Genomic DNA, 26,721 nt, shown 5'->3' with positions numbered 1-26,721 from the left:
TTCGGGGACCGGTCCGGCGGATCGGACAGCGGGGCGCGACCCTGATCGTCGTCCCCGAGGCCCGGCGATAGATGTAGGGGGTCGCTGTCCTCCCCAGCGGTGAGACGGCGGGGTCCGAGGGGAGGAGTCCGGCGGCCCACACCTCGTCGAACAGCACGACGAGATGGCTTTATACCGGCCATACCTTCGAGGGGAGAGGTGGCGGCAGGGGGCCGCCACCGCACCTCGAGGGGGAAAGCCCGTCATGGGGAACGGAGATTCACGGGTGCGGGGCATCGCCGCGCGGGCCGGCGGCTGGAGTGCCCGGCATCGCTGGACAGCCGTCGGTATCTGGGTGCTGTTCGTCGTCCTGGCCATCGGGCTCGGGTCGGCGGCCGGCCGGGTCGACGTCAAGGACAGCGACCAGCTCAAGGGCGAGACGCACACCGCCGCCAAGATCATCGAGGACGCCGGAATCGAGGAGCCCGCCGGTGAGACGGTCCTCGTCCAGGCCAGGGACGGGAAGCTGAAGGCCACGGACACGGAGTTCCGTGCGGCCGTCGAGGCCGTCGTCAAGGCCGTCGAGGGCACCGGTGAGGTCACCGAGGTCTCCTCGCCGTACGACACGCGGACGATCTCCGAGGACGGTCACAGCGCGCTGGTCCAGTTCGACGTGCGCGGCGACTCCGACACCGCGGGCGAGCGGATCGAGCCGGTCCTGAAGGCCGTGGAGGGCGTGCGGCAGGACCACGAGGCGCTGCGGATCGAGGAGATCGGCGGCGCCAGCATGATGAAGACGTTCGACGACGCGTTCGGCGACGACTTCAAGAAGGCCGAGTACAGCGCGGTGCCGGTGGCCCTCGGCATCCTGCTCATCGCGTTCGGCGCCCTGGTCGCCGCCCTGCTCCCGGTGCTGCTCGCGGTCACGGCGATCATGGCGACGATGGGCCTGATGGGCGTCGTCAGCCATGTCATGCCGATGAGCGACACCGCCAACTCCGTGATGCTGCTGGTGGGTCTGGCCGTCGGCGTCGACTACTGCCTGTTCTACCTGCGCCGCGAACGCGAGGAGCGCGAGGCCGGCCGGGACGGGCAGACCGCGCTGCGGATCGCCGCCGCGACCAGTGGCCGCGCGATCATCGTCTCCGGCGTCACCGTGTGCGTGGCGATGGCGGGCATGCTGTTCACCGGGCTCGCCGAGTTCGAGGCGATGGGCCTGGCCTCCCTGATGGTGGTGGCCGTGGCCATGGTGGGCTCCGTCACCGTGCTGCCCGCGCTCCTGTCGCTGCTGGGCGAGCGGGTCGAGAAGGGCCGTCTCCCCTTCCTGCGGCGCCGCACCCGCAACCCCGGGGGTGGCGGCGAGAGCCGGTTCTGGTCGGCCGTCCTGAAGGGCGTCCTCGCCCGGCCCCTGGTCTCCGTGCTCGTCGCGGCCGGCGCGCTGCTGGCCATCGCGGCGCCCGCGGTCGGCATGAAGACCCAGAACCTCACCCTCGACCAGGAGTTCGGCGACTCGCTGCCGATCGTGCAGACCTACAACCGGGTCAACGAGGCCTTCCCGGGCGGCTCCGACCCGGCCGAGGTGGTCGTCCACGCCAAGGACATCAACGCGCCCGAGGTGAAGTCCGCGCTCGCCGACTTCCGCGCACTGGCGATCAGTTCGGGGGCCTCGCGCGGCCCCGTCGAGATCAAGCTGCACGACGCGCAGAACATCGCCTTCGTGTACGTGCCGCTGGTCGGCGGTTCCGACCTGGACAAGGCGGGTGCGAGCCTGGACAAGCTGCGCGACGACGTACGGCCCGCCACGCTGGGCAAGGTCGACGGCGTCGAGGCACCGATCACCGGGCAGGTGGCGGGCTCGAAGGACTTCAACGACCAGCTCGCCGGAGCCGTCGTCCCGGTCTTCGCGTTCGTCGTGGTCTTCGCCTTCGCGCTGATGCTGCTCTCGTTCCGCTCGCTGACGATCGCCCTCACCTCGATCGTCCTCAACCTGCTGTCGGTGGGCGCCGCCTACGGCATCCTCGTGGGGGTCTTCCAGCACGGCTGGGGCGCGTCCCTGGTGGGCGCGGAGGGCGTCGGCGCCATCGTCACCTGGCTGCCGCTGTTCCTCTTCGTGATCCTGTTCGGGCTGTCGATGGACTACCACGTGTTCGTGGTCTCGCGGATCCGCGAGGCACGGCTGCGCGGCCTGACCACGCGGGACGCCATCACGCACGGTGTCGTCACCACGGCCGGTGTCGTGACCAGCGCCGCCGTCATCATGGTCGCCGTGTTCGCGATCTTCGGCACGCTCTCCATGCAGTCCATGAAGCAGATGGGCGTCGGCCTGGCCGCCGCCGTCCTGATCGACGCGACGGTCATCCGGGGCGTGCTGCTCCCGGCGGTGATGGCGCTGCTCGGCGAGCGCAACTGGTACCTGCCGAAGTGGCTGCACCGGCTGCCCGACCTGACGCACGACGAGGCGGCCGAGGCGGTCGGGCCGACGGCCAAGGACGACGAGGGGGAGCCGGTGCGGGTGTGACCCGCTGATCCGACCGCACCCCCCTGGATCCGCATTCCTGGATCCACCGGAGCGAGGGCCCGTCGACCACCGGGGAGTCGACGGGCCCTCACCCACGTCCGCCCGGACGGGGCTGTCCGCCGCGGAGGGCTACCGGTGGGGCTGCTCGGCGGGCAGTTCGGCCTCGATCAGGTCGGCCGCCCGGCGGGTGCCGCCCTCCTCGGCCATGGCGGCCCGGATCCGCTCCAGGCGCCGGGCGACCCCGGGGTCGCCGACCAGGGCCAGGGCGGCGGCCCGCAGCGTCTCGGCGGTGGCCTGCTCGGCGGGCACATGGCGGGCCACCCCGAGCGCCTGGAGCACCTCCGCGTTGCCGAACTGGTCCGCGGCCTGCGGTACGGCGATCATCGGCGTCGCCGTCGCCATCCCCTCCTGGCTGCCGCCGGCGCCGGCGTGGGTGACGAACAGGTCGGCCTGCCGCAGCACCGCCAACTGGGGTACCCACGAGCGCACCTCGACGTCGGCGGGTACGTCGCCCAGCTCGGCGGGGTCCACGTGCTTGCCGATCTGGAGCACGAGGTGCCAGCCGGGCAGGCCGGCGAAGGCCTCCACGCAGGCGCGGTAGAAGTCCGGCTGCTTGGTGAAGGCGGAGCCCAGGGAGACGAGCACGACCTTCTCGGCGCCGGCCGGCCGGGTCCAGTCGCCCTCTCCGGCGCGGTCGCCCTGGCAGGCGCCGACGAACGTGTACACGCTCTCGTCGACCCGGTCGGCGTTCGGCTGGAGCGCCTTGGGGATGAGCACCAGGGAGCGGGCGGGCCGGCCCGCGAAGTCGTCGGGGTGGAGGGTGACGCCGTTCTCCTCCAGCCAGGCCTGGAAGCGGGCGTAGTAGGCCTGGCCACGCGCGGTCCGCCTCGGTTCGGCCCACATCGGTTCGGCGACCTCCTGCTCGTACCCCTCCCAGGCGACGAGGGCGGGTGAGAGGGAGATCGCGGGCACGCCCCAGCGGTGGGCGAGGACGCGGGCCGGGTAGGAGGCGATGTCGTGCAGGACGAGGTCGGGCTCGTCGCCGTCGTAGGCCTCGATGAGCTGGGGCAGGGCCTGGATCGCGTCGTCGAGGAAGGGCTCCACGTTGTCGAGGAGGGTGGAGCCCCAGGCGGACGGGTCGGCGTCGGGCGAGGGGAGGGTGGAGTGCCAGGGCTTCACCTCGGCGCCGGTCGCGGCGGCCTTGTCGGCGAGGGCGGGCGGGACGGCGTAGGTGACCCGGTGCCCGCGTGCGACGAGTTCGCGGATCACCTCGAGGCTGGGGTTCACATGGCCGTGGGCGGCGATGGAGAACATGGCGATGTGCGCGGGTGCGGTCATGCGACCGACTCTAGACGAGACGATACGTCTCGTCCAGCCCAATGGCTCGCCGGTGCCGTCAGCGCTGGTAGCGGGCGAGCACCAGGTTGCCGTCGTCCTCCAGTCGGTCGCGCAGCTCGTCGAGGCCGATCGCGCCGCTGTAGTACTCCTGGAAGGCCGGGGTCGCCACCTTGTCCTTCCACTCCGGGTAGCCGCGCACCGACTGCGCCGGCGCAGGGCGCAGGTGCGCGGCGAGGGCGGTGCCGACGGCCCAGTCGTGCTCGGTGGAGTGCAGCGCCGGGTCGGCGAGTGCCGCCGTGCCGGTGGGCAGCATCCAGTCGCCCAGAGCCAGGCGGACCATGTGGGGCGGGCTCAGGAGGAAGTCGATGAAGGCGGCGGCCTCCTGCTGGTGGGGGCTGTCCTCGGCGACGGACAGCGTCTGCGGGCTGACGCCCTGGGTGAGGCCCTCGGCGCCGGCCGGCGCGGGCAGTACCTGCCAGTCGAAGCCCTTCGGGGCCTGCTGGACGATCTGCTGGCGGTAGGAGAAGCCGAGCGGGACCATGGCGTACTTCCCGGCGAAGAAGCCGGGCAGGGTGTCCGAGCCACCGCTGCCGAGCAGCGAGCCGGGCGCGCTGCGGTCCTCGCCGACCTGGTCGTGGACGGTGCGCGGCACGACCTCGTCGCCCGCCCCGAAGCGGACGGTGACCTTGCCGTCCGGCCCGCGGTGGAACAGCTGTCCGCCGGCCGAGAGGGAGAGGTTGAGGGTGGCGGAGACGGGGTCCTTCAGCGGCCAGGCCACGCCGTATCGGCCGTCGCCGCTGAGCTGTTCGGTGATCCGGCGGAACTCCGCCCAGCTCCAGGGCCGTTCGGGCGTCGGGACGCGGACGCCGGACTCCGCCAGCCAGGTGGCGTTGGCGACGAGGACGCGGGGTTCCTGGAGGAACGGCACGCCGTAGACGCCGTCGCCGAAGGTCGTCGTCTCCCAGCTGCGCTGCGGGATGTCGGACCTCAGCCGCTCGGGGAGCAGGTCGGTGAGGTCGGCGAGGTAGCCGCCGTGGGCGAAGTCCGCGAGGTCGTCGGAGGCGTCGTGGATGACGTCCGGTGCCTCGCCGCCCTCGAAGGAGGTGAGGAGCTGGTCGTGGACGCTGTCCCAGCTGCCCTGGACGTACTCGACCCTGACCTCGGGATGGGTAGCGTTCCACTCCTTCACCAGCTGCTTGTTGGTCTCGACGGACTCCTCCTGCCACGCCAGGGACTGGAAGCGCAGGGTGATGGGCCCGGTGTCGGACCCGTCGCCGCCCGAGCAGCCGGCGCAGCCCGCCAGGAGCAGGGCGAGGACGAGCAGGAGGGAGCCTCGGGTGCGCATCAGCTCTTCACCGCCCCGGCGAGCATGCCGCCCGTGATCCGTCGCTGGATGAGCGCGAACACGAGCAGGGAGGGAAGGGTGGCCAGGAAGGCGGCGGCCGCCAACGGCCCGAGGTCGGCGACACCCTCCGCGCCGATGAAGTGGGTGAGGACCACCGGCAGAGTCTGCTTCTCCGGGGTCTTCAGCAGGACGAGCGCGAAGAAGAACTCGTTCCACGCCGTGATGAACGCGAACAGGGCCGTCGCCACGATGCCCGGCGCGAGCAGCGGCGCGGTCACCGACACCAGGGTCCGCAGCCGCCCGGCCCCGTCGACCGCCGCCGCCTCCTCCAGCTCGACGGGTACCGACCGGACGTGTCCGACGAGCATCCACAGGGCGAACGGCAGGGCCCACACCACGTACACCAGGACCAGTCCGGGAGCCGAGTCGACGAGCCGCAGGTTCTTCAGCACCAGGAACAGGGGGATGATCACCAGCACCAGCGGGAATGCCTGGCTGACGATCACCCAGCCGGTCGCGGCCCGCGCGAGCGGGGTGCGGCGCCGCGCGACGACGTAGGCCAGCGGGAGCGCGATCAGTACGGCGATCAGCGCGGTCGCGGCGGCGACGAGCGCGGAGTTGCCGGCGGCGCGCAGCAGCGGCTGTTCGTCGAACGCCTGCCGGAAGTTGGCGAGGGTGGGGTTCTCCGGGATCCAGGTGGGATGGAGACTGCCCAGTTCGCGGGGCGACTTGAAGGCGGTGGAGATCAGCCAGAGGAAGGGGAGGGCCAGGAAGAGGAGATAGCCGATCAGGGCCAGGTACTGGCCGGCGCGGCCCGCCCTGCTCGTCCTCATGCGCCGTCACCTCCTCGGAGGCGGCCGACGAGGACGAGGGCCAGAAGCACCGAGACCACCGCGACCAGCACGCATCCCATCGCCGCCGCGTACCCGAACTGTCCGTAGCGGAAGGCTTCCTCGTAGGCGAAGAGCATGGGCAGCCGGGTGCGGCCGCCGGGGCCGCCGCTGGTCAGGACGTAGACCAGGGCGAAGGAGTTGAGGTTCCAGATGAAGTTGAGCGCGGTGATCGCCAGGGCGACCGGGCGCAGGGCGGGCCAGGTGACCGTGCGGAAGCGTCGCCAGGAGCCGGCGCCGTCGACCGCGGCGGCCTCGTGCAGTTCGCGCGGGGTGTTCTGGACTCCGGCGAGCAGCGCGACCGCCGTCTGGGGCAGCCCGGCCCACACGCCGACGACGATCACGGCGGGCAGCGCGGTCGTGAGGCCGCTCAGCCAGTCCCGGCCGTCGCCGAGGCCCAGATCGCGCAGGCTCTCGTTGAGGACACCGGCGTCGGGGCTGTAGACGAGGCGCCACATCACGCCGACCACGACCTCGGGCATCGCCCAGGGAATGATCGCGAGGGCGCGGGCCAGCCAGCGCAGCCGCAACTCCTGGTTCAGCAGGAGGGCGAGGCCCAGGGCGAGCAGGAACTGCGGGACGGTCACCCCGACCGCCCAGACCAGCCCGATGCGGAACGACTCCCAGAACAGCGTGTCGTGCCCCAGGTCGCGGAAGTTCAGCCCGCCGACCCACTTGGTGGCCGCCGTCCGGCCCGACTGGGCGTCGGTGAAGGCGAGCAGGACGCCGTAGAGCAGCGGGCCGACGCTCAGCACCAGGATCGGCAGCAGCGCGGGCAGCACGAGGAACCACGCGCCGCGGTCGGTGGCACGGTGCGGTGGGCCGGTGCCGGACACGCGGCGGGGCGCGCGGCTCCGCTCGGTCAGCGACGGCACGATGCGGTCCCCCTTCCCGGCAGCTTCGACGGGCCCCGCCATGGTCGTGAAGCCGCGGTACGCCGTCAAGGCACCTCGCACACGGTGCGACCTGTGCGAATGCGAGACTTGACGTCGGATGGCCGGATCCCGACGCCGTCCCGGCAGGAGCGGACGGTCACCACAGGAAGGCGGACGATGGACGAGGGACGGGCGAGGGACGTACTGGCCGCGGCGGGGCTGGCGGCCGGGGAGGCGCGGCTGCTCGCCCTCGGCGAGAACGCGGTGTTCGCCGCCGGTGACCTGGTGGTGAAGGTCGGCCGGGACCCCGAGTTGCTGGGACGGGCGCGGCGCGAGCTGGAGGTCGCGGCCTGGCTGGCCGGTGCGGGCGTCCCCGCGGTGCGGGCGGCCGAGCCGGAGCCGCTGCTGGTCCAGGGACACCCGGTGACGGTGTGGCACCGGCTGCCCGACCCGGTACGGCCCGCCGAGCCACGGGATCTGGCCGAACTCCTGCGTCTGGTGCACGCCCTGCCCTCCCCCTCGTTCACCCTGCCGCCGCGCGATCTGCTGGCGGGTGTGGAGCGCTGGCTGCGGCTGGCCGGTGACGCGATCGACCCGGCGGACGCGGCGTATCTGCGGGAGCGGCGGGACGGTTTCGCGTCGGCCGCCGCCGCGCTCACCCCGCGGTTGCCGCCCGGTCCGATCCATGGCGACGCGCTCCCCCGCAATGTGCACGTCGGCCCGGACGGGCCGGTCCTGGTCGACCTGGAGACCTTCTCGGCCGACCTGCGCGAACACGACCTGGTCGTGCTGGCGCTCTCCCGCGACCGCTACGGCCTGCCCGCCGAGGCGTACGACTCCTTCACCGCCGCCTACGGCTGGGACGTGCGGGAGTGGGAGGGCTGTGCGGTGCTGCGGGGCGCTCGTGAGACGGCGAGCTGCGCGTGGGTGGCCCAGCACGCGCCGGCCGACCCCAAGGCGCTGGCCGAGTTCGGACGGCGGGTGGCGTCGCTGCGGGACGGGGACGAGTCGGTGCGCTGGTACCCCTTCTGAGTCCGGCTCAGATGCCCGTGGCCGGCCGGGTGGTCCCTCGGGGCCGTCCGGCCGGACTCAGGCGGTGTGGCTGTCCGCCGGCTCCCGCACCGGCCAGACGCCGTCGACGACCGCTTCGGCGTCGCCCTTGCGGCGCAGGAAGTCCTGGAAGTCCGCCGCCCAGGCCGCGTACCACTCGATCTGGCCGCGGTGCAGCTCCGCCGGGCCGAGGGCGGCGACCTTGGGGTGGCGCTCGGCTATCGCGCGGGCCAGGCGGGCGGCGGCGAGGGCGTCGGCGGAGGCGTCGTGCGCCGCGTCGAGGGTGACGCCGTACTCGGCGCAGACCGCTTCGAGGTTGCGCTTGCCGCGGCGGTAGCGGTCGGCCCAGCGGTCGATGGTGTACGGGTCGACGACCGGGGCGGGGTCGAGGCCGCCCAGCCGGTCGCGCAGGGAGGGCAGGCCGTGTCTGCGTAGTTCGGCGGAGAGCAGGGTCAGATCGAAGGCGGCGTTGTAGGCGACGACCGGGACGCCGGTGCGCCAGTAGGTGGTGAGGACGCCGGCGATGGCGTCCGCGACCTCGTCGGCCGGGCGGCCCTCGGAGTTCGCCCGCTCATTGCTGATGCCGTGGACCGCCACCGCGTCCGCGGGGATCTCCACGCCCGGGTCGGCCAGCCAGTCCCGGCTTCCGAGGACCTGCCCGTCCCTGACCTCGATCACGGCGCCCGTGACGATGCGCGCCTCGCGCGGGTCCGTCCCGGTCGTCTCCAGGTCGAAGCCGATGAGCAGCTCGTGGTGCCAGGCCATGACGGCCCCCCTTCTCGGTGGTGCTTCCCCCAGTGGTTTCCCACCTTCGCATGCGCCACTGACAACCAGAGGAGTGCGTTCCGCTCACCGGCGGGACGGTTCCGGACAACTGCCGCACATCACCAGCGAACGGTCAGGACACCGGCCGCGAGTCCGCCCAGGCCAGCTCGAACTCTTCGCGATAGGCGCCGAAAAGTCCGCCTTCGTCGGACTCGCCCGACTTGACCACCCGGTTGCCGTTGCGCAGCACCAGCACCGGTGCCTCCATGCCGCGCATGCGCCGCAGATAGGACTGCACGACCGCGATGCCGTCGGTGCCGTCGCCGTCGACCAGGTAGGCCGTGAAGCGGGGCGTCTCGTCGTAGACCTGGATCTGGAAGGCGCCGGGGTCGCGCAGCCGGGAGCGGACCCGGCGCATGTGCAGGATGTTCATCTCCACGGCGCGGCTCAGTTCGCCCCGCTTCATGCCGAGTTCGCGCTCGCGGCGCTTCACCGCGCTGGAGGCCGGGTTGAGGAACAGCAGCCGCACCCGGGCGCCCGCCTCGGCCAGCCGCACGAGTCGCCGGCCGGAGAAGTTCTGCACGAGCAGGTTGAGGCCGATGCCGATCGCGTCGAGCCGGCGGGCCCCGTCGAAGATGTCCTCGGCGGGGAACCGGCGCAGCAGCCGTACCCGGTCGCTGTGGACGGCGACCACGTCCGCGTACCGGTCGCCGATCAGGTCCTCGACGGCGTCCACGGGCAGCCGGCGCGCGGAGGGCACGTCCCCGCCGGTGCCGAGCATCTCCAGCAGGCGCGCGGAGGCGCGCTCGGCCTGGCCCAGGACGGCCTCGGACAGCGCCCGGTTGCGGGAGACGACGTTGCGGGTCACCTCCAGCTCGTCCAGGGCGAGTTCCACGTCCCGCCGGTCGTCCAGGTACGGCTCGAAGCACGGCCAGTGCTGGACCATCAGCTCGCGCAGCTGCGGCAGGGTGAGGAAGGAGATCACGTTGTCGTCGGCCGGGTCGAGCAAGTAGCCCTTGCGGCGGCTCACTTCGCGTACGGCGACGGCGCGCTGCACCCACTCCTGGCCCGCCGGGCCGGCCGCGGCGACCACCCACTCGTCGCCGTGGACCGGTTCGTAGATGGGCCGCAGCACGGCGGAGACCACGGCGCGCAGCCGCTGTTCGACGAGGTTGAGCCAGATGTAGGCCCGGCCGGCCCGCTGGGCGCGGGTGCGCACCTCGCGCCAGGCCTCGGCGTCCCAGTCCAGCTCCGGTCCGATGGCGCCCTCCATCGGCCGGGCCAGGGAAACCGTGCCGGGCGGGACGTCTGCGGAGCCTCCCTCGTGACGGTCGTCACCAGGGGGCAGCTCCAGCCCTCCCGAGCCCACCCGCGCACCGCCTTCCGCTCCCCCGAGCATCCCCGTCCCAACGATCAAGGAAGGGTACTCCGGTAGCGGTCGGCGGTGCAGCCGGATGGACAGGGTCTTTTATCAACTGTCGTTGTCGGGGCGGCCGTTCTGACCGGCCAGGGCCGAGGGAGTGAGCGGGCTCATAGCGGTGACGTCCCTGGGGACGATCGAGAATCCCTGCCAGTGCACCGGCATGGGCTGCTGGTCCTCGTCCCGCGCCACATGGTGGAAGCCCACGTTCACCCAGGCCACGGGGTGGGTGAGGGCCTGTCCGTCCACCCACTTGTCGACAGCCGTGGCGTGCCGGGGAGCGCACAGGCGGACGTTGTTGTTGGCGTACTGCTCGCACTTGTCGTACTGCGTGAAGTAGACGTCGTGCCGGGTGAAGGCGCGTCCCGGGTACTTGGCGCTGACGCCGGGGACGATCTCGTACGAGCGCGGGTGGCCGTCCTTGTTCTTGCCGGTGGTGCTGACCACGCGCCACCAGCGCATGCTCTTGGCGTCGCCCGCGAGTTCCTTGGTGACGGGGGTGCGGGTGGTCTTGTTGGTGGGGGCCTGGGCGCCGGCGGCGGGCGGGCTGACCACCGAGTCGTACTGCTCGACCTTGTTCTTCGAGGAGCCGTCCAGCCCGAAGTCCAACCGCCAGAACACGTTGTGGTTGTGGCTGGTGGCGTAGGCCTTGGCGCCCTTGCCTATCGGCCAGCCGCGGCCGTCGCCCGCGTCGTAGTCGAAGGGCGAGAGGCTGCCGGTGGCGCCGACGTTCATGGAGACGGTGCCGTCGTCGGAGAAGCGCCACTCGGTGATGTACTCGTACCAGCTCACCTTGTTGACGGTGTAGACGAGCAGGTCCTTGCCCTGCGCCTGGTAGACCTTCCCGGAGTCGGTCTGCATCCGGTAGGCGTGGCCGCGGGCCCGGGTGGTGGTGCACAGGCCCTTCACGTTGGGGTCGACGGAGTTGTAGGCGTCCGGGACCTTCACCGTCTTGATCGTGCCGCCGGGGCACTCGGCGGGGGTCATGTTGACCAGGCCCGAGCCGAAGTTGTAGTCGGTGATGTCGTTGTACTCGTTGGAGCCGTCGTCGTACGGCACATGGATCTGGGCCAGCTTGGCGCTGTTGAGGACCCGGATCGGGCGGGCCTCACCGGGCGGCTGGTAGGCGACCTTCTCCAGGACGAGCCCGGACTTGGACTCGAAGCGCCAGCACATGCTCCACGTCGTGCCGTTGGAGAGCTTCTGCTGGATGCGGTAGGCGGCGCTGCAGTCCGGGGCGGCCGCGGGGGCCGCCTTCGGGCGGGCGGTGGCCGGGGCGGTGGCCGTCGCGGACGCACCGGCGGCCAGCGCGACCACGGACAGTCCGAGGGCCGCGCTTCTGCGGGCGCGGCTGATGCCGGGCGGCCGGTGGCCGCCGTTCGGGTGGTTCAGGCGCATGAGGACATGACTCCCTGGGCGTCACCCTCCCGGGGGCGGGGGCGCGACAGCGCGGCCCGGCGCGGGAGGCGTGAGTCGGAAAATCGGAAATCGGAAAAGTGGACGGAGGAGCGCTCAGCGGGTGAGCGCGGCCACCTTGCGGGTGCTGAGGTCGATGACCAGGGACCGGGTGTCGATCCACGGGCCGTTCTTCACCTTCAGCAGCAGCCGTGCGCAGCGGTGGATCCCGCAGGAGTCGAAGGCGGCGGGCTGGGCGCCCGGCACCGCGCGGTACACCATGCTGGAGAGCTGCAACTGTTCCGGTGAGGTGAGTTTCTTGCCGGTGGCGTCCTTGTAGTCGGCGCGCAGGCCCGCGCCGAGCGGATCGGCGATCAGCAGCGCCGCCGCCTCGGTGTTCTCGGCGCGGCCGAGCGGCGGCTGGACGCCCTGCGCGCTGCCGGTGGCCTCGACCTTGCCCGTGTCCAGGTTCACGGTCCTGGTGACAAGCGTGTCGTCCTGGTAGTCGTAGAACGTCACCTCGGCCCGCCGGGGGGCCGAGGGGTCGTCCACCTCGTCCGCCTCCGGGTCGGCGAGGTCCACGCCGAGGGGCTGCGGGCCCCGGTCGCCGTCGACGTCCCGGCTCGCGTCGAACAGCTGCCGGCTGAGCGCGATGCGCTCGACGCGGGCGATCTCGTCGTCGGTCAGCGGGTCGCGCCCCGTGCCCCGCTCGCCCTCGGCGGGCGCCTGCTCGACGACGCCGGGCGCCACCGCCGCGGAGCCGCCCTGCCCCGCGGCGCCCTGGCCGGCGCCCTGCTGCTCCGCCGCGGTCTTCCCGCCGGAGCCCCCTCCGGTTCCTTCCGCCCCTGCCGTGCCCGGCAGGGTGATCGCGATCATCGCGGCTGTCGCGGCCACCGCGACGGCCGCGCCTGCCACCACCTTGCCCAGGTGGCGGCGCACTGTCGTGCGCACATCTTCCCCCTGCTCCCCCTGTGCCCCGGGAGTACGTTGTAGGCCCCACTGGTTCGGCGTACGCCAAACGGGGCGTATGCACTGGTCGTCCGGTAAGAGGGACGTAAGTCACAGGTGGTTCCCTCACTTTCCGGGAGACTCGGTACGAAGGCGTCCCCGACGGGGACGCACACCTGAAAGAGTCGTGTCCATGCAGGTCTGGCCTGGAGAGGCATATCCCCTCGGCGCCACGTACGACGGCGCCGGTACGAACTTCGCGGTCTTCACGGAGGCCGCGGACCGAGTAGAGCTGTGTCTGCTGCACGACGACGGCTCGGAGACGGCGGTGGAACTTCGCGAGAGCGACGCCTTCGTGCGTCACGCGTACGTGCCGGGCATCATGCCCGGACAGCGCTACGGCTTCCGGATGCACGGGCCGTACGCGCCCGAGCGCGGCTTGCGCTGCAATTCGGCGAAGCTGCTGCTCGACCCGTACGCGAAGGCGATCAGCGGATCGGTGACGTGGGGCGAGGAGGTGTACGGCTACCACTTCGGAGCGCCCGACAAGCGCAACGACCTGGACTCGGCGCCCCACACGATGACGTCGGTGGTGGTCAACCCGTACTTCGACTGGGGCGACGACCGGCGCCCGCGCACCGAGTACCACCACACGGTGCTCTACGAGGCGCACGTCAAGGGCCTCACGATGCTCCACCCGGGGCTCCCGGAGGAGCTGCGCGGCACCTACGCCGCCCTGGCGCATCCGGCGATCATCGAACACCTCACCGAGCTGGGCGTCACGGCGCTGGAGCTGATGCCCGTACACCAGTTCGTCAACGACCATCGTCTGGTCGACATGGGCCTCAACAACTACTGGGGCTACAACACGATCGGGTTCTTCGCCCCGCACAACGCGTACGCCTCCTGGGGCGACCGCGGACAGCAGGTCCTGGAGTTCAAGTCGGCGGTGCGCGCGCTGCACGAGGCGGGCATCGAGGTGATCCTCGACGTGGTCTACAACCACACCGCCGAGGGCAACCACCTGGGCCCGACGCTGTCCTTCCGGGGCATCGACAACGCGCAGTACTACCGGCTGGCGGACGATCCGCGGTACTACATGGACACCACCGGGACCGGGAACTCGCTGCTCATGCGGTCCCCGCACGTGCTCCAGCTGATCATGGACTCGTTGCGCTACTGGGTCCTGGAGATGCATGTCGACGGGTTCCGCTTCGACCTGGCGGCCACCCTGGCCCGCCAGTTCCACGAGGTGGACCGGCTGTCGTCGTTCTTCGACCTGGTGCAGCAGGACCCGGTCGTCTCCCAGGTGAAGCTGATCGCCGAGCCGTGGGACGTGGGCGAGGGCGGCTACCAGGTGGGGAACTTCCCGCCGCTGTGGACGGAGTGGAACGGCAAGTACCGCGACACCGTGCGGGACCTGTGGCGGGGCGAGCCGAGCACGCTCGCCGAGTTCGCCTCCCGGCTGACCGGGTCGTCCGACCTCTACCAGGACGACGGGCGCCGGCCGCTGGCCTCGATCAACTTCGTCACCTGCCACGACGGGTTCACCCTGAACGACCTGGTGTCGTACAACGAGAAACGCAACGACGCCAACGGTGAGGACAACCGGGACGGCGAGAGCCACAACCGGTCCTGGAACTGCGGCGTGGAGGGCGAGACCGACGATCCGGAGGTGCGCGAGCTGCGCGCCCGGCAGATGCGGAACTTCATGGCGACGCTCATGCTGTCGCAGGGCGTGCCCATGATCAGCCACGGCGACGAGGTGGCGCGCACCCAGCACGGCAACAACAACGCCTACTGCCAGGACAGCGAGCTGTCGTGGGTGGAGTGGCCCGACCCCGAGGGGGAGGGCTCCGCGATGCTCGACTTCACGCGGGCGATCGTGCGGCTGCGCAAGGAGCACCCCGTGTTCCGCCGCCGCCGCTTCTTCCACGGGCGGCGCGTGGAGGGGACCCACGACGACCTGTCGGACGTCGCGTGGTTCACGCCCGAGGGCAAGGAGATGGACCAGCAGGACTGGGACTCGGCGCAGGCCTCCACCCTGACCGTGTTCCTCAACGGCAACGCGATCTCCGAGCCCGGCGCGCGCGGGGAGCGGATCACCGACGACTCCTTCCTGCTGATGTTCAACGCCTCCGGGGAGACCCTGGAGTTCGTGGTGCCGGTCGACCACGGTCGGCAGTGGCAGGTGGTCGTGGACACGGCGAACCCGGAGGCGGTGCAGGGGGAGGAGGTCGCCGAGGCGGCGGCCGGAGACCGGCTGACGCTGGTGGGCCGGAGCATGATCGTCCTCCAACGACCGGCGTAGACGGTCACCCGGAGGACGGATGACACGAAAGGGGGCAGGGCGGGTACGTAGGTCTGCATGACCTCTGAGCGCCCTGCCCCTGTCGTGCCCACGGCCACCTACCGGCTCCAGCTCCAGCCCGGATTCCCCTTCGAGGCCGCCGCGGCGGCCGTGCCCTATCTGGCCTCGCTCGGCGTGTCCCATCTGCACCTGTCGCCCGTGCTGGAGGCCGTACCGGGCTCCCCGCACGGCTACGACGTGGTGGACCACGCGCGCGTGCGTGCCGAGCTGGGCGGCGAGGAGGGGCTGCGGGCCCTGTCGCGCACGGCGCGCGAACACGGACTGGGGCTGGTGGTGGACATCGTGCCCAACCACATGGCCATGGCCCCGCGCCACAACCGCGCCCTGTGGGAGGTGCTGCGGGAGGGACCGAAGTCGCCTCACGCGCGCTGGTTCGACATCGACTGGGAGGCGCAGGGCGGCCGGGTGCTGCTGCCCGTCCTCGGCGGGCCGGTCGGCGAGGTGATCGACGAGCTGCGCGTCGACGGGGACGTGCTGCGCTACTACGACCACGCGTTCCCGCTCCGCGAGGGAACCGGGGACCTGCCGCTGCCCCGGCTGCTGGACGCCCAGTGGTACCGCCTCGGGTGGTGGCGGCTGGCCCGCACCGAGCTGAACTACCGGCGGTTCTTCAGCATCTCGGAGCTGATCGGGGTGCGGGTGGAGGATCCGGAGGTGTTCGACGCCACGCACGGCAAGATCCTCCAACTGCTGGACGAGGGCGTGGTGGACGGGCTGCGGGTCGACCACCCCGACGGGCTCGCCGACCCCGACGCCTATCTGGCGCGGCTGCACGAGGCGAGCGGGGGCCGCTGGACCGTCGTGGAGAAGATCCTCGCCGACGGCGAACGGCTGCCGGACACCTGGCCGGTCGCGGGCACCACCGGCTACGACGCCCTGCGCCATGTCGACGGCCTGTTCACGGACCCCACGGGCGCCGGGGAGCTGCTGGAGCTGTACCGGCGGTTCGCGGCCCCGCAGACGGACCGGGGCGGCGACTGGGCGGCAACGGTGCGGCGGGCGGCGTACGCGGTGCTCCGGCACGAGCTGGCGACCGAGCTGGACCGGCTGACGCGGGCGGCCACGCGCGCGTGCGCCGCCTCCCCGGACCCGGCCCTGCGCGACCGGGCACCCTGGGCGCTGCGCACCGCGCTGGAGGAGCTGCTGGTGCGGATGGAGGTCTACCGGCCGTACGTCTCGGGCGACGCGGCCGCCGTCGTCACCGAGGAGGCCGCGGCGGAGGCCCGGCTCGCCTTCGTGGTGCCCGAGGAGGCGGGCGCGGTGGACGTGGTGCGCGCTCTGGTCCTGGGGCGCGAGGACGGTCCGGCGGCGGTGGAGTTCCGCACCCGGTTCGCGCAGACGTCGTCCGCGCTGCGGGCCAAGTCGGTCGAGGACACGGCGTTCTACCGGTACGTGCCGCTGCTCTCGGCCAACGAGGTCGGCGGCGATCCCGGCCGGCAGGGCGTCTCCCCCGCCGGCTTCCACACGTACTGCGCGCGCGTGCAGCGCGACTGGCCGCTCACCGGCACGGTCCTGTCCACGCACGACACCAAGCGCAGCGCCGACGTCCGGGCGGCGCTGGCCGTGCTCACCGAATGCCCGCGGCGCTGGGCGGAGGTCCTGGAGCAGGTCACGCACGCCGAGGAGAGCGTGCCAGACGGGCAACTGGCGTGGGCGGCCTGGCAGACCGCGTTCGGGCTCGGGCCGGCCGCCCCGGAGCGGGTACGGGAGGCTCTGCTCAAGCATGTGCGCGAGGCGGGCATGTACACGAGCTGGACGGAACAGGAGCCGCCGTACGAGGAGGCCGTGGCCGCGTTCGTCACGGCGGGGCCGTGCGGGGCGCCGGGCGAACGGGTGGCCGCGCTGCGGGAGGCGCTCGCACCGCACATCCGGGCGAACGTGCTCGGCGCGGCGCTGGTGCAGCTGACGATGCCGGGGGTGCCGGACCTCTACCAGGGCACGGAGGGCGAGTACCTCGCCCTCGTCGACCCCGACAACCGGCGCCCCGTCGGCTTCCCTCCGGCGGACGCCGGCGCCAAGGACGCCGTGACCGCGGCGGCGCTGCGGCTGCGCCGCCGGTACCCGGACGCCTTCGATGCGGCGGCGACGTACGAACCGCTGCCCGCCGAGGGCCCGGCCGCCGGGCACTGCCTGGCCTTCGCCCGCTCCGGCCGCACCGTCACGGCCGTCACCCGGCTGTCCCTGCGCCTGGCGGAGGCCGGCGGCTGGGGGGACACCCGCTTGACGCTCCCTCCGGGGAGGTGGGTGGACGCCCTGCGCCCCGGCCGGGAGTTCACCGGGCACGCGCGCGTGGAGGAACTGTTCGAGCGACTGCCGGTGGCGCTGCTGGAGAGGGCGGAATGAGACGCGGGGCGGGTGCCGCCCGGGGGCGTCGCCGAGGCGGCGGGCCCCTCGCGCCTCCGCGGTCGTCGGGCCCGCCACCGGGTGCTTCCGGGCGCCCCCCGAACGCTCCGGTGGCGCGTTCTTGACAGGTCACCGAGTCCGTGGGGTACTGCGGATGCGAAGGCCGGGCGGACATGACGGGGGTGAGTCTCCTGCCGGAGCTGCGCTACCCCACGGTGACCGAACTGACCTCGTCCGCCAGAGCCCTGGCCGCGCTCCGCCCCGGGCTGTGCACCCTGCGGAGGGTGGGCCTGTCGCGGGCGGGGCGCCCCCTGCACCTGCTGTCCGTGGGACGCGCGCGACGGGCCGTCCTAGTCGTCGCGGGGGCCCACGCGAACGAGCCCACCGGCGGCCCGACCCTCCTCGCCCTGGCCGAAAGGGTGCTGTCCGAACGGGAGTTGCGGGACGGCACGTCCTGGCACTTCCTGCTCTGCGCGGACCCGGACGGGGCGAGTCTGCATGTGACGCCCGCGCCGCGCAGTCTGCTGGAGTACCACCGGGGCTTCTTCCGGCCGGCGGGCCCGGAACAGCCCGAGTGGTCCCCCGCCGTGTTGCCGGCGGACCGGCTGCCGCCCGAGACGCGTGCGCTGACCGGCGTCATCGACGAGCTGCGGCCCTACCTCCAGGTGACGCTGCACGGCACCGACCTGGGCGGCAGCTGGGTGCAGCTGACGAGGGACATCCCGGGACTGGCCGAGCCGTTCGCCAAGTCGGCCGCACAGTCGCACATCCCGGTGGAGACGGGCGCCTCCGACGCGGCGGGCTGGCCGGCGTCCGGACCCGGTGTGCATGTGATGCCGGAGCCCGGCGCGGGGATGGCGTACCCGAGCATGCCGGACGACGCGCGGCACAGCACCTGGTACCACGCCCACCGCCACGGCGGCCTGACCGCGGTCGTGGAGGTGCCGATGTGGGCGAGCGACCTGGTGGACGACCCCGCGCCGCACCCCGACCCGGCGGCGGAGATACGGCGGCTGGCGGGCCGGCTGCTGCGGGACGCCGGCCAGGTGGAGCGGGTGCTGGCGGAGGCCTCACCCCGGCTGGAGGGCGTCGACGGGCCGTTGCTGCGGGCGGCCCGCTGGGCGCTGGAACTGGTGCCGGGCCTGGCCGCCGACTGGACCCACATGCCCCCGGCCGACACCACGATGGCGTACGTCGGGAGTGTGGACGCCTTCGGCCGCCGGCTGCCGTTGCGGGCGGCGGCGATGCTGTGGCGGGTGCTGCGGGAGCGCGACGACCGGGCGGCGCCCCGCCTGGAGCATCTCGTCGAGGTGTGGAGCGAGGCGTTCGCCGAGCGGTTCCGGGCCCGCTGGGTGCCGTTGGAGCACCAGGTCGAGCACCAGTCCCGCACGGTCGTGGCGGCGGCGCTGCACGCGCGCGAGGGGGCGCCGCGGGAGCCGTAGGACGCGGGCGGTCGCGGGCCGGTCACGGCGGTGCCGGCGGTCACGGCGGTGCCGGCAGTCACGTGGTTCCCGCGGTCACGGCGGTCACGGCGGTGCCGGGTACGCCCAGCGGGCGTGCCCGGCACCGGACGGGCCGGTCTCAGACCCCGGGCAGCTCGGTCATCTCGGGCAGGTCGGGGAGCTGCTCGTCGTCGAGGTCGAACACCGCGCCCGTCTCCGCCAGCATCACGCAGGTGTTGGAGAAGGTCTTGGCGTACGCGACCGGGCGGCCGTTCCACCGGCCGGTCGCACGGGCGGTCACGGGCGCGTACAGCAGGGAACAGACGGCGTCCTTCGGCGCGATGGCGTCGATGGAGCCGCCGGCCGCCGTGAGGTCGGCGCAGGCCTCGGCGGCGCGGGAGTGGCCCTGTGGGGGGTCGCACAGCAGGAGGGTGCCGCGGGTGTCGCTGGAGTGGGCGTCCCCGGTGGTGACGCTGAGCCGGAGCCCGCCGACCGGGAGGAGGGCGGGGGGCGCCGCGGCGTGGGCGGGGGCCAGGGCGGCGAGGAGGAGGGCGGCCGTGACGGGCAGGGCGCCCGGGAGGCGGTGTGTGGGGAAGGGCTTCATTCCCGGTGCATCGGCACGGCGGCCCCGGTTCCCCAGTCCGGCTCACCCGATCGTGCGGGTGCGGGTACGCGTCGTGCGGCCAGTCGGAACGCGGCGAGGACGACTCTCGTCTGGTACTCGGCCTGTCGGGCGACGGGGATCCAGCGGGCTCCGAAGCCGTCGTGGTAGTCGGCGCACCACGTGTCGATGAGCGCGTCCAGCTCCGGCAGCGCTCCGGCCGGATCGTGCCCGGATCCGGTGACGAGCTGGTGCAGCAGTCCCGCGGTGCGTACGGCGATGCGGCGGCCGGCGATGCGCAGGGCGGCCAGGTGGGCGGTGGTCAGGGGCGGGAGCGGACGGGCCGGGTCGCCGGCGTCGGGGTCCCAGGCGTCGGCGAGGCCGGGGCAGACCAGGAGGTAGTCGTCGACCGGGGCGAGCAGGCGGGCCGTGTCGGGCGTGCCGGGGAGATGGGGCCGCACGCGCGCCAGGACGCGTTCCAGGAGCCGGGTCTCGTGGCGCAGGGTCCGGCTCACCGCGCGCAGCGCGGCGTCGCGGTCGGTGGGCGGTGAGTCGTCCTCGACGGCGGCGACGCCCCACATGGGCGCCTCGACGACCGCGGTGACGGTGCCGTGCCGGTGCGGGTGATACCAGGTCGACTCGACGGCGGCCTCGGTGATGGCGGCGGCCAGGTCGCGCGGGCGCGGCGGCGGTATCCGGTAGACGGCGGGTCCCAGGGCCGGCCAGTACAGGGTGTCGTAGGGGCCGAGTTCGCGGGGGATGCCGAGACGGGCGGCGGCGTGGGCCACGCGCTGCGGGAGTCCGGGCAGGTCGCGGGTGAGTTCCACGAATCCGCCACCGACGTCGACGCCGTGCAGCGAACACTGGAAGAAAGGTTTCAGCTCGTCCTGGAGGCCGAGCAGCGCCCGTGTCTCCGGCAGCGCCGCGGCCTGCGCCCCGTCGGGCAGCCACTCGGGCTGTTCCAGGAAGCCGGGCCGGAAGAAGTGCCGGAAGTAGCGGCCGAGGGTGTACGGGCCGGACAGCCAGCCCTCGTTGCGGCGCAGGCCGTCGGGGTCGAGGCAGAGCAGCAGGTTCCAGGTGGCGTCGGCGTCCTCGGTGAGCCGGGGGTCGGCGAGGAGGCGTTCGGCGAGCCGCAGGACGGTGGCACCGCCCACGGGTTCGTTGGCGTGCGGCCCCGCCACGATCAGCGCCTGACGGGTGCCGTGGCCGACGGAGAGCAGCCGCAGGGGCGTGCCCGCGCGCGAGACGCCGACGCTGCGCAGGCGGGTGTCGTGGGGCCGGCGCGCGACGAGTGCGGCCGCGTGGGCGGCGAGTTCGTCCGCGGTCGGGTAGCGCGGGAGTGACGGCAGGACACACCTCCGCGTCGGGAGTGCCTTCGGGTCACCGGGAGTGCCGGGGGTACGCACAGTGAGTCATGGCACGGGAGGTACGTCAACACCGCCCCGCACGCCCGGACTTGCCGGCCGGGTCGCGGCCGCCTCAGTCGACCGAGAGGCGGAACGCCATCACCCCGAAGGCGACCTGGTCGCCCTCGCGGACCACGGCGGCGCCGATGACCCGGCGTCCGTTGACGGTCGTGCCGTTGGTCGAGCCGAGGTCGCGCAGGATCCACATGCCGCCCTGGCGGCTGAGTTCGGCGTGCACCCGCGAGACGCTGTCGTGGGTCAGCCTGAGGCCGCTGGCGGGGTCGCGGCCGATGCGCAGGGCCCGCGCGGTGCCGGGGTGCGGCAGCAGCAGCTTGGGCAGCCGCTCGGCCTGCCAGGCCCGGCGCAGCCGTACGGTGAAACCGGAGACCGCCTCGACGGTGCCGAAGAGGGCGCGCGAGAAGCGGTTCTCGCTGGGCAGGTCGGCGGTGAGGACGGCGAGTTCGTCGGAGCGGCGGGCGGCGAGCGCCAGTTCCATGCGCCGGATGAACGTGTCGTGGGAGAGGCGGCCCATGGCGGCACCGTCACGGAGCACCTTCAGCGCCCTGTCGCGCTCCACGTCGGACAGGCGCGCGGGGTACGTGTTGAACTCGAATGACGACGTCACGTTCGTGATTGTCGGGCAGTGAACGGCGGGTGTCCAGAAAACGGGAGAACGGCCGCCGTGCGCGCGTGCCGACGCGGTCCGCCGCGACACCTGCCGCGAAGGGGCCGTTCGTGCGGCGGATCGATCTCGTTTGGAGCACGATGGACGGGTCGGGCCACCTCACGGTGAGCAGGCTGTGAGCAGACGAAGGGGAACCGTCCGTGCAGTTCGAGGTGTGGGCACCGCAGGCCGAACGTGTGACGCTCCAGTGCGAGGGCGTGACGCGCGCGTTGGAGCGCGACGCCGCGCGGCCGGGGTGGTGGATCGGTGAGGCGGAGGCGCGGGACGGCACCCGGTACGGCTTCGCGGTGGACGACGGTCCGGTGCTCCCGGACCCGCGTTCACCCCGTCAGCCGGACGGGCCCGACGGCCTGAGCGCGGTCGTCGATCACGGCGCGTACGCGTGGCGGACGCGCTGGTCGGGGCGTCCGCTGCCGGGCGCGGTCCTGTACGAGCTGCACGTGGGCACGTACACGCCGGAGGGCACCCTGGACGCGGCGGCCGAGCGGCTCGGCCATCTCGTCGAACTGGGCGTGACCCACGTGGAGTTGATGCCCCTGTGCCCCTTCCCCGGCCGGCACGGCTGGGGCTACGAGGGGGTGTCGCTGTGGGCGGTGCACGAGCCGTACGGCGGGCCTGAGGCGTTGAAGCGGTTCGTCGACCGGGCGCACGAGCTGGGCCTGGGCGTGGTCCTGGACGTCGTGCACAACCACCTGGGCCCGTCGGGCAACTACCTGCCCGTGTTCGGCCCCTACTTCACCGACACGCACCACACGCCGTGGGGATCGGCCGTCAATCTGGACGCGCCCGGCTCCGACGAGGTGCGGGCGTTCCTGCTGGGCAGCGCGCTGGCGTGGCTGCGCGACTACCGGATCGACGGTCTGCGGCTGGACGCGGTGCACGCGTTGGCCGACACGCGCGCGTACCCGTTCCTGGAGGAGCTTTCGGAGTCCGTGGACGCGCTCGCCGAGGAGACGGGCCGGCCGCTGTTCCTGATCGCCGAGTCCGACCTGAACGACCCGCGCCTGATCACGTCCCGCCGGGAGGGCGGCCTGGGTCTGCACGCCCAGTGGAACGACGACTTCCACCACGCCCTGCACACCGCGCTGACCGGCGAGTCCCAGGGCTACTACGCCGACTTCGCGCGCGATCCGTTCGCCGCCCTCGCCAAGACCCTCACCGGCGGCTTCTTCCACGACGGCACCTTCTCCAGCTTCCGCGACCGGGCCCACGGGCGGCCGCTGGACCGTACGCGACTGCCCGCGCACCGGCTCCTCGGCTACTCCCAGACCCACGACCAGGTCGGCAACCGGGCCCAGGGCGACCGGCTGGCGGCCTCCCTCTCCCCCGGTCTGGTGGCCTGCGCGGCGGCGCTGACGCTGACCTCCCCGTTCACGCCGATGCTGTTCATGGGCGAGGAGTGGGCGGCGGGCACACCCTGGCAGTTCTTCACCGACCACACCGACCCCGACCTCGCGGAGGCCGTACGCACGGGCAGGCGGCGGGAGTTCGCGGCGCACGGCTGGGCGGAGGAGGACGTGCCCGACCCGCAGGACCCGGCGACCCGGGACCGCTCGTGCCTGGACTGGTCGGAGCCGGAGCGCGAGCCCCACGCGCGCGTACTGGCCTGGTACCGCCGGCTGATCGCCCTGCGGCACGCCCATGCGGACCTCACCGACCCCGACCTGGCGGACCTCAAGGTCGCTCACGACACCCAGGCACGCTGGCTGGCCTTCCGCCGCGGGGACGTCCGGGTGGCCGTGAACCTCGGCAAGGCGCCGGCGGCGATCCCCCTGGGGACGCGCCCCGCGCGCGTGCTGGCCGCCTGGGAGCCGGTGGAGGCACCGGGCCCGGACGGGCTGCTGCACCTGCCCGCCGAGTCGTGCGTGGTGCTCGAACAGGACTGAGGCCACCGCGCGGGGAGGGCGCGCGGGCAGGCGGTGGGCCGGGCCCTCGCGTCACGTCCTCGTGGTCCGCACGGTCGTCCGCTCCGTCACGTTCCCGGCGTCCGCTCCGGCGTCCGTCCCGGCGTCCGCCCCGTCGCCCGTCCCGTCGTCCGCACGGAGGGGCGGCCGGGCGGCGTGCTGGGCGTGCTCCCGGTGTGCCGGGCGGGCGGCCCGGGAGCGAAGGGGCTCGGAGCGGATGGCCTCGTAGCGGACGTGCTCGGGCGTTCGCCCGGCGCGGCGCAGAGCACGTGCCGAGGGGGCCCGGCAGGCGGGGATTCGCCGGCCGGGCCTGCGGGGCGTCCCGTGCTTTCCGACGGCTCGGCGCGGATGACGGGACAGCCCTCAGTCGTCCGCCCCGTCCGCCCCGTCCTCCCGCAGCTCCGTCACCCGTTCCAGCAGGATCGCCTCCCAGGCGCGTCGCAGCTGGGTGCGCAGCAGGGCCGGGGACTCGGTGCCCTGGCCCTTCAGGCGTTCGCCGAGGCGTACGACGGTGTCGCAGCGGGCCAGCCACAGGCCGCGCAGGCAGGCGCGGGCGCCGTACCCGGTGAGGGTGGCGGCGCGGACGGCGGCGCCGGAGCCGACGGCGAGGGTGAGCCCGGCGATGTCCTCGGCGGGATCGCCGACGACCGCGTCGGTCCAGTGCAGGACGCCGCGCACCCGGCCGTCGGCGCTCACCACGAGGTGCTCGCCCCGCAGGGCGTGGTGGACGAGGACGGCGGTGGCGGGCCGCGCGGCGAGCTGGGCCGCGCCGGGCGGGGTGAGCTGGTGCAGCCGGGCGGGGTCGAACTCGTCGGCGGCGGCGAGGTGTCCGGCGGCGGCCACGGCCATGCGGCGCAGCGCCTCCAGGGAGCGAGGGGCGACGCGGGGCACACCGATGGCCTCGGCCTGCCGGGCCGGCACCTCACGGAGTCCGCCGAGCAGTCCGGCCAGGTCTGCCTCGCCGACGGCGGAGACGTCGTGGTCCTCGGCGGTGCCGCCGGGCACCTTGGTGTCGAGGGTGTGGGCGAGGCCGGGCGACCACTCGCCGTGGGCGACGGCGGTCGGCACGGCGACCGGGACGTGCGGCCGGACCAGGTCGCGCAGCCGCACCTCGCGTCGCATGCGGACGGTCGCCTCGCGGTCGGCGGCGAGCCGCAGGACGTGGCGGGTGCCGACCCACCAGGTGCCGTGGCCGCCCTCCGCGGTGACGGGCCGGACCTCGGGACCGGGACCGCTGTCCCCGGCGTCCTTGAGGAGCGTTCGGACCAGCCGGCGGACGGTGTCCGCGGTGGGTGTGGGTGCCTGGGTCATGGTCGCGTCGTAGCCGTTCGGGTGGGTGCCGGGACTCCTGGTGGGCTTCAGTGGACGATGACCATCTCGCGGGTGGTGTCGTTGAGGCGTCGGCCGCCGTCCTCCGTGACGGTGACGATGTCCTCGATGCGCACCCCGAAGCGGCCGGGCAGGTAGACGCCGGGTTCCACGGAGAAGCACATGCCGGGCACGAGGGGCTGCTCCTCGCCCTCGATCATGTACGGCGGCTCGTGGGTGGTGACGCCGATGCCGTGGCCAGTGCGGTGGATGAAGTACGCGCCGTAGCCGGCGTCCGCGATGACGGCGCGGGCGGCCCGGTCGATCTCCTGGCAGGCGACGCCGGGCCGGACGGCCCGGAAGCCGGCCTCCTGGGCCTCGCGGACCAGGTCGTGCACCCGGCGTTCCTCGTCCGTCGGTTCGCCGACGTGGACGGTGCGGGAGGTGTCGGAGCCGTAGCCGTCCTTGAGGCCGCCGAAGTCGAGGACGACCATGTCGCCGTGCTCGATGACGCGGTCGCCGACCTCGTGGTGCGGGTTGGCGCCGTTCGGCCCCGAGGCGACGATGGTGAAGTCGACCTGGGAGTGGCCGAAGCGGCGGAGCAGGTCGGCGAGGTCGGCGCCGACCTCCGACTCCGCGCGCCCGGCGAAGGGAAGCCCGCGGATCGCCTCGTACGTCGCGTCGGCGGCCGCTCCCGCGGCGGCCATCAGTTCCAGTTCGGCCGCGTCCTTGACGGCGCGCAGCATCGGCAGGGCCTCGGTGAGGGAGGCGTAGGAGCTGTCCGGGAGGGCCTTCTGCATCCCGAGCAGGTGCATCGCCCAGGCGTTGTCGCTGACGCCGAACCGCCCGCCGGTGTCCAGGAGGGCGGCGGTGGCGGCGTAGGGGTCCTTGCCGTCGGTCCAGTCCCGCAGGGTGAGCGCGGGGGCGCCGGCCGCCCCGGCGGCGTCGGGGGCCTCCAGGGTCGGCACGACGAGGACCGGGTCGTGGTCGGGTGTGAGGACGAGCAGGGTGAGCCGTTCGGTGGCCGCGGGAGGCGCGTAGCCGGTGAGCCAGACCAGGTCCGGGCCGGGTGCCACGAGCAGCCCGGCCAGCCCCGCGTCGCCGGCCGCGTGCACGGCCCGTTCCATGCGGGCCCGGTAGTCGTCGGCGGTGAAGCGCGCGGGCGTACGGCCGGTCATCCGGGCCTCCCTGGGGGACGTCATGACTACGGGCAGCATCCTGCCCGGTCAGCGGGGGCGGCGCGACCCGATCGCCGGTGTTCTCGCGGGGAACGCGTTCTCGGCGATGCTAACGGGCATGGACTGTCCGCCCATTAGGACTAATGGTTAGATCGGGAATAAGCATTATTCCTCCTGCGGAAGGCCGACGCCGTGCTCGTACTCGCCCACATCAGTGATCTGCACCTGGACGGGAGCGCCCGCGCCACCGAGCGCGCCGAGCGGGTCCGCGAGCACCTGCGGAATCTGCCGGGGCGGATGGACGCCCTGCTGGTCACGGGGGACATCGCGGACCACGGGACGGAGGCCGAGTACGAGGAGGCCGCGCGCGTCCTGGGGCTCCAGGGCCCCGACACCCCCTGGCCGGTGCTGACCTGCCCCGGCAACCACGACCGCCGCGCCCCCTACCGCAAGGCCCTGCTCGGACAGCCGGCCGCCGACGGGCCGGTCAACAGCGTCCAGGTGTTCGACGGGGGCGCGGTGCTGATGTGCGACTCCAGCATCCCGGGCGAGGACGAGGGAGCCCTGGCGGACGAGACGTACGCCTGGATCGAGGAGACCCTCGACGAACTGGACGAGGACCTGCCCGCGCTGCTCGCCTTCCACCATCCGCCGGTGGCACTGCACCACCCGCTGCCCGACTCCTACCGGCTGGGCGACCCCGGCCGGCTGGCCGCGCTGCTGGAGCGGCGGCCCGAGATCGCCGGGATCATCACGGGCCACGCCCACACCCCGGCGGCCACCCTCTTCGCCGGGCGGCCGCTGGTGGTGGGCCCCGGCGTGACGTGGACGCTGCGGCTGCCCTGGGAGGGCGACCGGATCGCCGACCGGGAGGCGCCGGTCGGTCTGGCGTTCCACGTCCTGGACGAGGAGCGGCGGCTCACGAGCCACTTCCGGGTGGTCGTCTGACTCCGACACCCA

20 protein-coding genes are annotated in these 26,721 nt (G+C 73.3%); 7 read left to right on the top strand and 13 right to left on the bottom strand.

Features of this window, described 5'->3' with window-relative positions; genetic code table 11:
• The first annotated feature begins 244 nt into the window (after positions 1 to 244).
• Positions 245 to 2,497: an MMPL family transporter gene (locus ACFYO5_RS11700; RefSeq protein WP_388707307.1), complete on the top strand. Its 2,253-nt coding sequence runs from the start codon at positions 245 to 247 to the stop codon at positions 2,495 to 2,497.
• A gap of 129 nt (positions 2,498 to 2,626) precedes the next feature.
• Here the strand turns inward: ACFYO5_RS11700 and mgt are convergent, their stop codons facing one another.
• From mgt to ACFYO5_RS11680, 4 genes are read right to left on the bottom strand one after another with little or no spacing between them, the layout of a single operon-like run.
• Positions 2,627 to 3,835, bottom strand: coding sequence for a macrolide-inactivating glycosyltransferase (mgt, locus tag ACFYO5_RS11695; RefSeq protein WP_388707304.1), 1,209 nt, complete (start codon positions 3,833 to 3,835; stop codon positions 2,627 to 2,629).
• Positions 3,836 to 3,893: 58 nt separating this feature from the next.
• Positions 3,894 to 5,180: an ABC transporter substrate-binding protein gene (locus ACFYO5_RS11690; RefSeq protein ID WP_388707301.1), complete on the bottom strand. Its 1,287-nt coding sequence runs from the start codon at positions 5,178 to 5,180 to the stop codon at positions 3,894 to 3,896.
• On the bottom strand, positions 5,180 to 6,013 hold the full coding sequence (locus ACFYO5_RS11685; protein WP_388707298.1) for a carbohydrate ABC transporter permease: 834 nt from the start codon (positions 6,011 to 6,013) through the stop codon (positions 5,180 to 5,182). Before ACFYO5_RS11685 ends, ACFYO5_RS11690 begins: the two co-directional genes overlap by 1 nt.
• Positions 6,010 to 6,987 carry a carbohydrate ABC transporter permease gene (locus ACFYO5_RS11680; RefSeq protein WP_388709183.1) on the bottom strand — a complete coding sequence of 326 codons (978 nt, stop codon included), beginning with the start codon at positions 6,985 to 6,987 and terminating at the stop codon, positions 6,010 to 6,012. The genes ACFYO5_RS11685 and ACFYO5_RS11680 overlap by 4 nt, the downstream gene beginning before the upstream one ends.
• A gap of 135 nt (positions 6,988 to 7,122) precedes the next feature.
• On the opposite strand from ACFYO5_RS11680, the gene ACFYO5_RS11675 reads away from it, so the two are divergent.
• A complete protein-coding gene (locus ACFYO5_RS11675; RefSeq protein WP_388707295.1) occupies positions 7,123 to 7,977 on the top strand; it encodes a phosphotransferase enzyme family protein in 855 nt (284 codons plus the stop codon).
• Positions 7,978 to 8,034: 57 nt separating this feature from the next.
• Here ACFYO5_RS11675 and ACFYO5_RS11670 read toward each other — a convergent pair whose 3' ends face one another.
• From ACFYO5_RS11670 to ACFYO5_RS11655, 4 genes are all read right to left on the bottom strand, one after another.
• Positions 8,035 to 8,760 (bottom strand): 3'-5' exonuclease, encoded by a 726-nt coding sequence (locus tag ACFYO5_RS11670; RefSeq protein ID WP_388707293.1) that lies wholly within the window; start codon positions 8,758 to 8,760, stop codon positions 8,035 to 8,037.
• Between the two features lie 133 nt (positions 8,761 to 8,893).
• Positions 8,894 to 10,159, bottom strand: coding sequence for an SAV2148 family HEPN domain-containing protein (locus tag ACFYO5_RS11665; RefSeq protein ID WP_356562674.1), 1,266 nt, complete (start codon positions 10,157 to 10,159; stop codon positions 8,894 to 8,896).
• Between the two features lie 72 nt (positions 10,160 to 10,231).
• Positions 10,232 to 11,578, bottom strand: coding sequence for a copper amine oxidase (locus tag ACFYO5_RS11660; protein WP_388707290.1), 1,347 nt, complete (start codon positions 11,576 to 11,578; stop codon positions 10,232 to 10,234).
• Positions 11,579 to 11,692: 114 nt separating this feature from the next.
• Entirely contained in the window at positions 11,693 to 12,526 is an 834-nt protein-coding gene (locus ACFYO5_RS11655) for a Tat pathway signal sequence domain protein (protein ID WP_388707287.1), read from the bottom strand.
• A gap of 190 nt (positions 12,527 to 12,716) precedes the next feature.
• Here ACFYO5_RS11655 and glgX point away from each other — a divergent pair, with 190 nt between their 5' ends.
• The 3 genes from glgX (at position 12,717) to ACFYO5_RS11640 (ending at position 18,679) form a co-directional block, all read left to right on the top strand.
• Positions 12,717 to 14,834: a glycogen debranching protein GlgX gene (glgX, locus tag ACFYO5_RS11650; RefSeq protein WP_388707284.1), complete on the top strand. Its 2,118-nt coding sequence runs from the start codon at positions 12,717 to 12,719 to the stop codon at positions 14,832 to 14,834.
• A 57-nt stretch (positions 14,835 to 14,891) separates the two neighbouring features.
• Positions 14,892 to 17,237: a malto-oligosyltrehalose synthase gene (gene treY, locus ACFYO5_RS11645; protein WP_388707281.1), complete on the top strand. Its 2,346-nt coding sequence runs from the start codon at positions 14,892 to 14,894 to the stop codon at positions 17,235 to 17,237.
• Between the two features lie 182 nt (positions 17,238 to 17,419).
• On the top strand, positions 17,420 to 18,679 hold the full coding sequence (locus ACFYO5_RS11640) for a M14 family zinc carboxypeptidase (RefSeq protein WP_388709181.1): 1,260 nt from the start codon (positions 17,420 to 17,422) through the stop codon (positions 18,677 to 18,679).
• Positions 18,680 to 18,818: 139 nt separating this feature from the next.
• Here ACFYO5_RS11640 and ACFYO5_RS11635 read toward each other — a convergent pair whose 3' ends face one another.
• The 3 genes from ACFYO5_RS11635 to ACFYO5_RS11625 form a co-directional block, all read right to left on the bottom strand.
• Entirely contained in the window at positions 18,819 to 19,283 is a 465-nt protein-coding gene (locus ACFYO5_RS11635; RefSeq protein WP_388707278.1) for an SSI family serine proteinase inhibitor, read from the bottom strand.
• Positions 19,280 to 20,629: a M14 family zinc carboxypeptidase gene (locus tag ACFYO5_RS11630; RefSeq protein WP_388709179.1), complete on the bottom strand. Its 1,350-nt coding sequence runs from the start codon at positions 20,627 to 20,629 to the stop codon at positions 19,280 to 19,282. The genes ACFYO5_RS11635 and ACFYO5_RS11630 overlap by 4 nt, the downstream gene beginning before the upstream one ends.
• Positions 20,630 to 20,759: 130 nt before the next feature.
• Positions 20,760 to 21,311, bottom strand: coding sequence for an FHA domain-containing protein (locus tag ACFYO5_RS11625; RefSeq protein ID WP_388707275.1), 552 nt, complete (start codon positions 21,309 to 21,311; stop codon positions 20,760 to 20,762).
• Between the two features lie 200 nt (positions 21,312 to 21,511).
• On the opposite strand from ACFYO5_RS11625, the gene treZ reads away from it, so the two are divergent.
• The gene (gene treZ / locus ACFYO5_RS11620) at positions 21,512 to 23,257 is read left to right on the top strand and encodes a malto-oligosyltrehalose trehalohydrolase (RefSeq protein WP_356562450.1); all 1,746 of its coding nucleotides are present in this window, start codon (positions 21,512 to 21,514) and stop codon (positions 23,255 to 23,257) included.
• A 381-nt stretch (positions 23,258 to 23,638) separates the two neighbouring features.
• Here treZ and ACFYO5_RS11615 read toward each other — a convergent pair whose 3' ends face one another.
• Both ACFYO5_RS11615 and ACFYO5_RS11610 read right to left on the bottom strand, forming a co-directional pair.
• Complete coding sequence (locus ACFYO5_RS11615) at positions 23,639 to 24,586, bottom strand: aminoglycoside phosphotransferase family protein (protein WP_388707272.1); 948 nt, start codon at positions 24,584 to 24,586, stop codon at positions 23,639 to 23,641.
• Positions 24,587 to 24,633: 47 nt separating this feature from the next.
• Positions 24,634 to 25,761, bottom strand: a complete 1,128-nt coding sequence (locus ACFYO5_RS11610; RefSeq protein ID WP_388709177.1) for an aminopeptidase P family protein — start codon at positions 25,759 to 25,761, stop codon at positions 24,634 to 24,636.
• A 192-nt stretch (positions 25,762 to 25,953) separates the two neighbouring features.
• Here ACFYO5_RS11610 and ACFYO5_RS11605 point away from each other — a divergent pair, with 192 nt between their 5' ends.
• Positions 25,954 to 26,709 carry a phosphodiesterase gene (locus ACFYO5_RS11605; protein WP_388707269.1) on the top strand — a complete coding sequence of 252 codons (756 nt, stop codon included), beginning with the start codon at positions 25,954 to 25,956 and terminating at the stop codon, positions 26,707 to 26,709.
• The last annotated feature ends 12 nt before the right edge of the window (positions 26,710 to 26,721 follow it).

The sequence above is a fragment of the Streptomyces sp. NPDC006259 genome (genome assembly GCF_042870975.1).
In the GTDB taxonomy this organism is placed as follows: Bacteria; Actinomycetota; Actinomycetes; order Streptomycetales; family Streptomycetaceae; genus Streptomyces.
The sequence above is the reverse complement of the archived record's forward strand: the minus strand, read 5'-3'. Positions and strand labels throughout refer to the sequence as shown.